This is a genomic window from Pseudomonas crudilactis (assembly GCF_013433315.1).
Classification (GTDB): Bacteria; Pseudomonadota; Gammaproteobacteria; order Pseudomonadales; family Pseudomonadaceae; genus Aquipseudomonas; species Aquipseudomonas crudilactis.
Map to the genome: position 1 here is coordinate 1 of NZ_WXVV01000082.1, position 211 is coordinate 211.

The 211-nt window shown below is 55.0% G+C and carries 1 pseudogene; it reads left to right on the plus strand.

The window, feature by feature from the left end:
* A pseudogene (locus tag GTU76_RS30490) lies at positions 1-89 on the plus strand (cobalamin-binding protein); the annotation flags it as partial.
* Positions 90-211 lie beyond the last annotated feature (122 nt).

Genomic DNA, 211 nt, shown 5'->3' on the forward strand with positions numbered 1-211 from the left:
TGGTCACCGACAAAGGCCTTGAGCGCCCAAGTGGCCAAATGATCAGCGCTACCGCCAAACTCTGCCAATTGATCGCGCCTGACCGCTGAAACCGTGGTGACTTCTTCGCGATAGCCATACTGGCTGCCGTCATAGCTGTAGTTCGCGCGGCTGTAACCCTTGTCGAAAAGGTTATCGACCTTCAGATCCAGCTTGATCTCTCGATTCAGCG